Source organism: Pedobacter ghigonis, assembly GCF_903166585.1.
GTDB classification, from domain to species: Bacteria; Bacteroidota; Bacteroidia; order Sphingobacteriales; family Sphingobacteriaceae; genus Pedobacter; species Pedobacter ghigonis.
Map to the genome: position 1 here is coordinate 171,494 of NZ_CAESCM010000005.1, position 10,179 is coordinate 181,672.

General features: G+C 40.2%; 9 protein-coding genes. 3 read left to right on the forward strand and 6 right to left on the reverse strand.

What is annotated here, in order from left to right; translation table 11 throughout:
* Window positions 1-93: 93 nt before the first annotated feature.
* Window positions 94-708 carry an insulinase family protein gene (locus HWV58_RS09835; RefSeq protein ID WP_175633941.1) on the reverse strand — a complete coding sequence of 205 codons (615 nt, stop codon included), beginning with the start codon at window positions 706-708 and terminating at the stop codon, window positions 94-96.
* A 249-nt stretch (window positions 709-957) separates the two neighbouring features.
* On the opposite strand from HWV58_RS09835, the gene HWV58_RS09840 reads away from it, so the two are divergent.
* Together HWV58_RS09840 and HWV58_RS09845 are read left to right on the forward strand one after the other, a co-directional pair.
* Entirely contained in the window at window positions 958-1,653 is a 696-nt protein-coding gene (locus HWV58_RS09840) for a LytR/AlgR family response regulator transcription factor (protein ID WP_175633942.1), read from the forward strand.
* Between the two features lie 10 nt (window positions 1,654-1,663).
* On the forward strand, window positions 1,664-2,437 hold the full coding sequence (locus HWV58_RS09845; RefSeq protein ID WP_175633943.1) for a response regulator: 774 nt from the start codon (window positions 1,664-1,666) through the stop codon (window positions 2,435-2,437).
* Between the two features lie 35 nt (window positions 2,438-2,472).
* Here the strand turns inward: HWV58_RS09845 and HWV58_RS09850 are convergent, their stop codons facing one another.
* A complete protein-coding gene (locus HWV58_RS09850; protein WP_175633944.1) occupies window positions 2,473-3,306 on the reverse strand; it encodes an alpha/beta fold hydrolase in 834 nt (277 codons plus the stop codon).
* A gap of 153 nt (window positions 3,307-3,459) precedes the next feature.
* Between HWV58_RS09850 and HWV58_RS09855 the strand changes: the two genes are divergently transcribed.
* On the forward strand, window positions 3,460-5,538 hold the full coding sequence (locus HWV58_RS09855; protein ID WP_175633945.1) for a CehA/McbA family metallohydrolase domain-containing protein: 2,079 nt from the start codon (window positions 3,460-3,462) through the stop codon (window positions 5,536-5,538).
* 233 nt (window positions 5,539-5,771) lie between these two features.
* Here the strand turns inward: HWV58_RS09855 and HWV58_RS09860 are convergent, their stop codons facing one another.
* The 4 genes from HWV58_RS09860 to HWV58_RS09875 form a co-directional block, all read right to left on the reverse strand.
* The gene (locus tag HWV58_RS09860; protein WP_175633946.1) at window positions 5,772-6,278 is read right to left on the reverse strand and encodes a hypothetical protein; all 507 of its coding nucleotides are present in this window, start codon (window positions 6,276-6,278) and stop codon (window positions 5,772-5,774) included.
* The gene (locus HWV58_RS09865) at window positions 6,271-7,539 is read right to left on the reverse strand and encodes a condensation domain-containing protein (RefSeq protein ID WP_175633947.1); all 1,269 of its coding nucleotides are present in this window, start codon (window positions 7,537-7,539) and stop codon (window positions 6,271-6,273) included. The genes HWV58_RS09860 and HWV58_RS09865 overlap by 8 nt, the downstream gene beginning before the upstream one ends.
* Window positions 7,536-8,825 carry a condensation domain-containing protein gene (locus HWV58_RS09870; protein WP_175633948.1) on the reverse strand — a complete coding sequence of 430 codons (1,290 nt, stop codon included), beginning with the start codon at window positions 8,823-8,825 and terminating at the stop codon, window positions 7,536-7,538. The genes HWV58_RS09865 and HWV58_RS09870 overlap by 4 nt, the downstream gene beginning before the upstream one ends.
* A gap of 136 nt (window positions 8,826-8,961) precedes the next feature.
* A complete protein-coding gene (locus HWV58_RS09875) occupies window positions 8,962-10,176 on the reverse strand; it encodes a glycosyltransferase (RefSeq protein WP_175633949.1) in 1,215 nt (404 codons plus the stop codon).
* Window positions 10,177-10,179: the final 3 nt, after the last annotated feature.

A 10,179-nucleotide genomic window follows, 5' to 3' on the forward strand; every position in this document is an offset into this window, starting at 1 on the left:
ACAACATTTAGTACTAAATGTTTCTGTTCCGGGCATAAAAAAAGCCTCCGGGATTAAAACCAGGAGGCAATACTTATAATTGTTTTAGACGGCTTATTTTGCTAATCCATTTGTGGTGTGCTTGTTCCAGTTGCCGAAAGCATTTTTAGCAGAAGCTTTAGCTGTGCTTAACTGTACATCGCCGGCAATGGTTAAAAAGGTTTTTTCAGGAGAAATCTGGTTGTAAAAGCTTTGTACATCTGCTAATGTTAAAGCGTTGATTGATTTTTCGTTTACGGTTTGGTCGTAATCGTAATCCTGCAGTTTTAAGCTGGTAATCAGTTTTGCTTTGGCTGTGTTGAAAGTTTTCTGATCTAAAGTTGCATTTTGGATCAATGCTGCCATTTTTGCCAGGTCTTGCTCCAGGTCAGAATTGGTTGTAGCCAATTTTCCACTGTTATCTTTAAAGCTAATGTTCGCGTTTTTGGCAACACTTTCGTTCAGCACAGCATTTAATAATTCTGCCACACCATCTTTTTTGCCTTCAAAAGCTTTTGCATCTAAAGTAAAGCTCGAATAAGCTTTTGGCGATTTGTCATTTTCAGAAATAATGATGTTCATCCCGTTTTTAAGTTTGTAGCCAACAGGCTCTTTAAAATTCTGGGCTTTTGCATTATAAACCGATAGGAGAGCTAGCGTTGAAAGTGCAATTGTTTTAATGGTGTTCATTTTATTTTTTTTATTTTTTATGATTTACGAATTGTTTAAATGTTGAACAAAATTACGGTAGTTGGCTTTATTCGTCTATGTCCAGGCGGTAGAAAGGCAAAAAACCTAGACGAACGGGCGTATATACGAGACGAAACGGGAGACAGATTTCTACAAATATATATTTTATTCATTTTGTTCATTGTTTATTCGTAAAAAATATTGCTATCGGTTATGCTTAGTTTTATTCGTGACGCTAATCTGATAGATATGAATTGTTTAATCGTTGATGACCACGAAATAGCCAGGCGTACAGTGAGCCACCTCCTGCAGATTGAACAATCGTTGAAACTCATTGCGGTATGTGAAAATGCTACCGAAGCCTACCGTAATCTCGCTATTCACAAAATAGACTTACTGTTGCTCGATATCGAAATGCCAGGCATATCGGGTATTGAACTGGTTAAAGGTTTGGGAGAGACAAGACCGCTGATCATATTTATTAGCGCGAAGAAAGATTATGCAGCTGCAGCGTTTGATTTAAACGTTGTCGATTTTATTACCAAACCCGTAACACCCGACCGCTTTTTAATGGCGATTAATAAAGCAAAGGAGATTTACAATGTTAGTAACCTGCTTTTAGATAATAGGCAGGATGATTTTGTTTTTATCCGTGATGCCGGCTTGATCAGGCGTTTGAACCTTGATGAAATTAATTATCTCGAAGCAAAAGGCGATTACGTAAAGATTTATCAGAATGAAAAAACCTACGCTGTTCGTTCTTCATTAAAATCAATCGAAGAAAAACTGCCGGGTAAAACTTTTATTCGGGTGCACCGCTCATTTATTGTTAACATTGGAAGAATAGACACGATGGAGGGCAATACTTTGGTTATGCATAAAAATTTTGTGCCGATAGCTGATGCTTATAAAACCATTTTGAATAATAGAATGCAAATACTTTAAAAAGCCATTGATGACAGCTAATCGTGATAAAGATAAGATGACGCATACCAGCATTGATGTTTTAATTATTTGCAGGGAGGTTGCCGGGCAAAAAGAACTTACTAATTGCCTTAGCGAATTTGATGTGAGTTTTAAAGTAGTCACGAGCGAAAATACTGCTTTGCTTAATTTAAACGATTGTATTTTTAAACTGGTAATGGCAGACGTGGAAATACTTGAAAGTGGTGAATTTAACCTGCTACATAAAATACGCCAAAATTTACTGCTGAACATACCTGTTGTAGCCATTCTTCCGCACCATGCAGAAGCCCTACAAGCAAAATGTTTTAATGCGGGCATCAGCGGTTGCTTTACCAGGCCCATTTCAAAAATAGAAGTAATGGGAATATTAACCCAGTTTTTATCGAAAGAAACAGACCTGATTAATGGGGACAGGCGCAAGACTGAGTTTGAAATGATTGATTTAACTTACCTGAAAGAGGTGAGCATGGGAGATGCAGGTTTTGAACAGGAGATGGCCACTAAGTTTATTGCCATAATTGCGGATGATTTGAAAGCATTAAAGGAGGCTCTGGCTGCAAGTAATTACAAACAGCTTAGGCGGGTAGCCCATCAAATGCTCACTACCATTTCAGTAATGGGGCTGGGTTCTAAAATAAGTAGCAACCTTCGTTCTATCGAATTTGATGATTTAAGTGAAGAGCAGTTAAGCCAGCAAGTACAATTTGTTAGTGCAATCTGCACAAAGGCCAAAGAAGAAGTGCTGACATTTTTAAAGACTTAAAATACCGCTAATCTTTTCTCTGGCCCTTCTCTTAATTAAGCATATTGATGATCAGGATTTAATCTGAACCTTTTGTCGCCAATAAAGTCTTTTATTTCCCTGATTGTTTCTTCTGGCTCGCTGATGTGCGGGAAATGGCCTGTAGCTTTCATTACCACCAAAAAGTTATCAGGCGTATTTTTATGGATATATTCACCGGCAGTTAGCGGGGCCATTATATCGTGCGAACTTTGTAATGTAAGGCTCGGGATTTTTAGTTTTCTCAAATTATCCCGGCAATCGGTTTTAAAGGTAGCCATGGCAAAGGCTAAAGCTACGCTGGGTTCGGTAGATTCAAAACACTCCTGTAAAAACTCGGCAAGCTCAGGCTGCGATGGCTTATCCATTACCACTGGTGCGAGTGCTTTGCTCCACCCCACATAATCTGCGGCAATGTGTTCGAAAATCGTTTCAATATCTTCGGTGTTAAACCCACCGATGTAATCCCTGTCATTCAGGTACCTGGGTGATGGGCCAATAAATACCAGTTTTTTAAAGGCTTCGGGCATTTGTAAGGCAGCAATCATACCAATCATGCTGCTAACTGAATGGCCAATAAAGATAATATCTCTCAATTCGAGTGCTTCAATGATATCAATCACATCACAGGCATAGCCTTCTAAAGTGGCATATTTTCGCTTGTCGTATTGGCTCATATCTGAATCGCCTGAGCCTACATAATCGAATAATACAACTTTATAGTCGTTAAGGAATGCATCGGTTACGAATTTCCAGGAACTTTGGTCGCAACCAAATCCGTGGGCAAATATGATCACCTGGCTACCTTCGCCAAGGATTTTTACGTTATTTCTGATGAGCGTGGGATGCAAAATAGTTTGGTTTTTAATGTTTCATTAAGATAAACAATGTTATCTGATTTTTCCAAAAAAAAGAAATAATGAACAATATGTAACGATAATGCATGAACATGCTATAATTTATTTGTAATCATTATCTTGCCTTACTAAAACGATTAACCAAATATGAAGAATAATATTGTTATCTTGCTTACGCTCTGCTTTTCAGCTTTTTATGCGAAAGGACAGGTTAGTTTTAAATCATTCAAAAATAACGGAGCTACGGCTGTTTCCAATAAAAAGGAGCTGGTTTTAACCTGGCCGGTTGGAAAAGGAGATATAGGAAAAATAGTTTTAAACCTCGAGAATACCCAACCGTTGTTTAGCAGTTTGCAGTTGGGGAAAAGGGGAGCTTTAAAAGAAATTGCAGCGAACCTCGATCCGGCATTTGTATTGAGGGTAGGCAAACGTACTTTAAGCCCTTCGAGCGGGGGCTGGGATGTGTTTTTTGACCGCGTACCTACACGACCATATACTACCAACGCTGTAAAATTTGAAAAGGGAGCAGCCAGCGTCAGCACTCAGGGTAGCCAAACCATAATTAAAATAGCGGGCCTAAGTGCCGAAACTTTTAGGGGTGCTTTAGAAATTACGTTATATAATGGGAGTCCGTTGTTTAATGTTGCTGCGGTAGTTTCTACTGCAAAAGATTCTACAGCAATTCTGTACGATGCGGGTCTGGTTAATAAAAAAGACATATGGGCTAATATTGCGTGGTCGGATGTGAAAGGACAGCTTCAGGCTGAGAAAGCCGTTGAAGCAGATGCAGCTAAAAATTTAGAAGTAAAATACCGTACGGTAATCGGAGAAAATAAGGCTGGCAGTTTGGCTTTGTTTCCGGCCCCACACCAATATTTTTATCCCCTGGATGAAGCCTTCAATCTTAAATTTACCTGGAAGGGCAGTAATTATTTAAATCTGATTCCATGTTTTGGTATTGGTATTCGTCAGGATCCTTTGGGGGATAAGCGTTATGTGCCCTGGTTTAATGCGCCACCAAATACACAACAGCGCCTTAATTTTTTCTGTTTATTGAGCACTGGCAAAGCAGGTGCGGTTTTGGATGAAGTTAAAAAGTTTACACATAACGATTCCTATGTTCCGTTGGCAGGTTACAAAACCATGGCCAGTCATTTTCACAATGAATTTATTTCGGATGTGGTACTTAGCGGGAAACCTGTACCAGAAAAACCTGAATTTGTTGAGGTGCTTAAAAAATCGGGATTAAATATTGTTAAGCTGGCCGAGTTTCACGGACCAGGCCACCCAAAAGGACCAGATTCTATCCGTTTAAAAGAACTGGATGCGTTGTTTAAACAAACCAAACGATTATCTGATCCCAATTTTTTACTGTTACCTGGCGAAGAAGCCAATAATTTTTATGGCGGGCATTGGCTGGCCTTTTTCCCTAAGCCGGTTTATTGGATCATGTCGAGGAAAAGCGATAAACCTTTCGAGAGCAACGATCCAACCTATGGAAAAGTTTACCGGATTAATGATAAAGCCGAAATGCTGAAACTGCTGGAACAGGAAAAGGGTTTAGCCTGGACGGCGCATGCCAGAACGAAAGCATCAACAGGTTATCCGGATAAATATAAGGAGGAAGATTTTTTTAAGTCAGAAACCTTTTTGGGCGCTGCATGGAAAGCTATTCCTGCTGATCTTTCATTGCCAACATTAAGTAAAAGGGTATTGAACCTGATGGATGATATGGCTAACTGGGGACTGAAGAAACATGTAATTTCTGAAGCTGATATATTTACCATTACTGAGCAAAACGAAATGTATGCGCATTTAAACGTGAATTATTTACAGCTGGATAAGGTGCCGAATTACGCCGATGGATGGCAGCCGGTATTGGATGTGATGCGACAGGGGAAGTTTTTTGTTTCTTCGGGAGAAGTATTAATCCCGGCATTCAACATTAATGGGAAGGGTGCGGGAGAAATCTTGAAAACTGATGCTACCGGTAAAGCCAGCGTTAATATGCAGTTGAAATGGACTTTTCCTTTAAGCTTTGTAGAGATTGTATCGGGCGATGGGCAAAAGGTTTACCGTAACCGGATTAATTTAAATACTACGCAGGCATTTGGTCAAAAAGATTTCAAATGGCCGGTTAACTTAAAAGGCCGTAAATGGGTAAGGGTAGAAGCCTGGGATATTGCAACAAACGGAGCTTTTACACAGATGGTGTGGTTGGAGTAACAATTATTATCGTCCCGATTTGTAATCGGGATGTATGAGCATGGCAATTTTATCGCCGGTTGATGATCTAATTTGCATTAGAAATGCATTTCTCGTTAATCCTGGTTACAAACGAGGACTAGATTGTGGTAATTGATTAAATATTTTAGAAAGGATACACAGATGGGAAAAATACTCGATCTATCTGTGTTTATCTGTGCGCATCCGTGGCAAAAAAGAGAAAAGACTGTGTACTACGGCGCATCAATCTTAAACCTTCTAATAGCGAGGTAGAAAAAAGTAAGGGAATATAAACCGGCCAATAAACCTGCACAAACCGCAGATGGGGTTATGCCGAAATCGTGGTTTGGAGGAAATGAAAAATGCAGGGTAAGCATAAGCGCAAAAACAACGGCAATACTACAGAGGCCATTAAGGCCTGCCTTCTTCAGGATGAACGGATAGCCCGTTATTTTTTCGTCCGCTTTATAATGAATGGCTTCCGAATGCTGTAATTCCTTTATCTTCTTCAAAATATCGAGGGTAATCATAAAAGGAAGCAGCAATGACATGGGCAGTAAGAACCGGGCTAAATTTTGCTCGCCACTAAATAAATGTACCGAATTTTGTGTTTTAAAGGCAAAATAAGGCACAACAGTATTGAGCACCATATTGGGAATAAGGTGTATTAACAGGTTTTTGCGCACAAATTTGTGCCAGTTTGATACCTTGGCTTGCGCCTCTAATTCTACATCAGACATTAGCCAATTCCTTTATATTTTCGCTAATCAGTTTCATCGCCTGATCTTTTACCTGCCAGGCATCAAACTCCCTTAAAAAAGACTCGTTAGACATAAACGAGAAATCCATTTCACCATTAAATGTGCTCAGCACTAAAGTATTTGCATTGCGCCAGGGAAAAGCAACCGTAGGGCTGTAAATGGTAGCAATGCTAAAGTTTTTATAGTTTTTAGCAATGTTTAGAAGCCCCATATTGCTTAGGGTAATATCGTGCGTGCCTTTGGTTGTTTTCAAAAAGCCAATCATTTTATTTACCGATGAATGAAAATATTCGCTCATGTTTAAAAGATCGTGAACTTTCATTTCTGTAATCTTAGCTTCCAGATCGTTTTTTAATTTACGCGCTTTGGTCCAAAAGGTATTTTCCTGCTGATCGAGCTTTAATTCTACAATCGGGGCAAAGGCAAACATGTTATCTTCCTTTATGGGTGCTACAAAGCGCCTGATATCAACCGGACAAATTACCTTGCCATGCGCTTTATCTTGCTGTAACTGTTTAAAGGCTTCCATAAAAGCTACACAGATTGCAGCATGCACCGAGGTTTTTTCAGTTTTACATTTCAGCAACAGGTTTTGGGTGTCTGAAGCATTTATTTTCCAGCTAATGGCATAGTTAAGCCGGTCGCTATTGTTGTAAGAAGTAGATTTAAAGAAGAAAAACAAGCGGCCCAGGGCTGCAAAAATTTTTCCTTTAAAGTGGCTTGTCTTGCTGGTATTAAAATCATCGGGAAGCAGTTCTTTAACTGAGGTAAAAGATTGGTAGGGAACCAGTTCTTGTTCAGGGTTATCAATCAACGCCATTAACTCGCGCATTAGATTTAAAATAGTGGTTCCATCGCAAATACAATGTGGGAGTACCAATAAGAGATCTGATTCGGTTTCGCCCTGTAGCCAAACCACTCTTGCTAAAGGCTCATTTGTGGAATTAAAGAGTTTATACCATTCTACTTTCGATTGCTGCAGCCAGTCCTGATCTGATGAACGCACCGAAACCCTCACCGGGATTTTACCCATGTTTTCGTTTAATACAAAATAGGGCTCCTTTCCGCTGTTATCAATATTCATGCGCAGCAGTGGATGCTTTTGCTGGATTTTATAAAGTGCCTGATGCAGGTCTTCTTCACCGATTTTGCCGTTAATTTTAGCTCCAAAAACACAGTTTAAAGGTGTCTTTGAATCAACATGCATAATTCTTTCGCCTAAAATTAATCTTCTTTTCATGCGATTGCGCTTAAAACTTCAATGGGTTGTACGATCTGGCTTTTAAGGATGGATATTACCTGCTGTTTGATGGCTTCAGCTTCTACAAAAGGTAAATAACCTTCGCTGGCCACAAAAGTAAAGTCCATCTGGTTGCGGTAGGTAGAAGCAATCATGGTTGTGGTGTTGCCCAAAGGCCCCATTACCGAAGGACTGTATATACTTTCTATTTCAAAATGCTGGTATTGGTGAGGGATGTCGATTTTACCCAGGTTAGAAAACATACAATCGTTGCTCGATTTACCGTATTTTAAGAAATTGGTGAAGTTTTTAAGCGCCGGGTGACAAGCTTCCATCATCATCATTAGGCTGTATGGATTGAGTTTGGCCGATTTATCGTTCACCTCTTTTTGCAATGCCCTTACATTTTCGAGAAAGTCTTTTTCGGGCAACAGTGAAAGCACAATCATTAAACCAAAGGCAAAAATGTGGTCTTTTTTTATGATCGGATTAAAGTTTCTGATATCAACCGGAAGCGATATTTTGTTAAATGCTTTCTCTTTTCTTACTGCTTTAAAAGCGGTTAATACGGCAGCACTAAGCAATGTGTTTACGGTAAACTGATTGGCTTTGCAGAATTTAATAATGTCTGTGGTAAATTCCTGATCGAATTTCCAGCGGATCATAAAATCTTTTTTGCGTTCAACAGCTACTTTTTTGATCGGGATCATCCACAGGGCAAGTGTGGCAATTTTACCGATGAGACCGTTTTTGATGCGGCTGTGGTAACTGTTCAATACCTTTGCCGGTATTACATCTTTTACGCCCATAATGGGGATTTCCTTGCCAATATCAGTATCCGGATCATCTAAAAGCTGAAGCAGCTCTGTTAAAATAGAAAGTGCTGCGGTGCCATCGCAAAGGCAGTGGTGGTACACCATCAGAATTTCGGATACCTGATTTCCTTTAATCCAGGTAATGCGGCAAAGTGGTGCGGTTGAGGCATCGAATAAAGTTTTCCACTCTGCTGTAGATTCCTGCTCCCAGTGTTCATCACTTAAGCGCTCTACAATGCGTATAGGGATTTTAAAAACCTCGGTAAGGTTGGTTACAAACCAGGGCCTTTTATCTTCATCAAAGCGTATGGCTGCAGTTAACCAGGGGTGTTTTTTCTGGATTTTGAACAGGGCAAACCTTAAATTATCTTCCTTTATTTCTCCCCGGATTTTGAATGGTATTACAATGTTAAACGGGCCTTTGCCGTCTCCGTATAACATCCTTTCGCCAAATAGCAGTTTTCTTTTCATTTAGTTAGTGTTGTATTAGATTCGTCATGCTGAATTTATTTCAGCATCTCTTATTATTCTTTGAGCCCTGATCCCGATGTTAAAATCGGGACAGGGTGACGGCCACGGGGATGGTTGTCACCAGAGTTGTCAACTTCTAGGCAAGCGGGCCATCAAAGTTGACAACTCTATTAACTTCAGCAAAATCCTCCAGCAATTGCACCGCTTTATCATTGCCACCGGCAGCTATAAAGGTTTCTCTTATTTTTTGTGCTGCCTGGCGGTATTTTGGGTTTTCCAATAACTCAAAAACAGTGTTTCTCAAATCGCTGATACGTAGACGTTTGTAGCGGATGCTTACTCCACAACCTGCGCCTTCAATTAATTTAGCCGTATGGAAATGATCGTAGGCAATGGGGGTAATCAACATCGGCAAACCGTTGGTGAACGTATCGTTTACGGTATTAAAACCACCATGGCAGATTACGGCATCCATGTGGGGCATCAGTTCTGACTGCGGTACAAAACCATTTACAATAAAGTTATCGGGCCATTTTTCGAAAATATCCGGATTGGTTGCGGCTACAATGGTTACAGGTTCGTTTTCGAAAGCGGTAATCAGTTTCTGGAAAAATTCCTTACGGATATCAACCAGTAGCGTACCTAAAGAAACAAATACTTTTGGCGTAGTGGCCTGGCTTAAACGTTCCCAGTCGAATGGTGCTAAATTTGGCCTGCCTTTTACGGGCCCAACAAAATGCATGTGCGAAGGTTTTTTTTCAAAACCTGCAAAAGCCTGCGAGGTGAAAACCATGTTCAGCTCGTGCGAGTGGATGTGGATATCATCGCTGTAAATACCCACTTCTCTTTGCAAACCTTTAATCAGGTTTTGCTGCCATTCGAATATTTTAGGTGCACTATTAGCAGTATCGCCCATCACATCTGGAGGAACAGGGGTAGTGGTAACCGATGGAATACCTTTTAAATGTGCACTTAATGCACCGGCAAAGGTAATGCAGTCGTTAATGATCACATCGGGTTTCCATGCATCTACAAAGTTGTTCAGTCCTTTCATCATCATTTTAGCAAAAGGCACATAAGTTTCTTCGAGGGCCAGTTTCATCACCTCCGGACCAGAACAGGCAGGTCCATCATCCTGACGTTTTAAAATGCGTTGTATTTCATCAGCATATTCTACCAGATCTTCTTCCGGGTAAATAAATTCGCCCCCTTCGGGCAAGTGTACCTGTGCAAGCGGAGTAATGCCAAGCCATTTTACTTCATGGCCACGGGCCAGTAAACTTGCGCCAATACTTAAAGTCGGGCTGATATGGCCAAAGAAAGGCGGGACAACGAAAAGGAATTTTGACATATT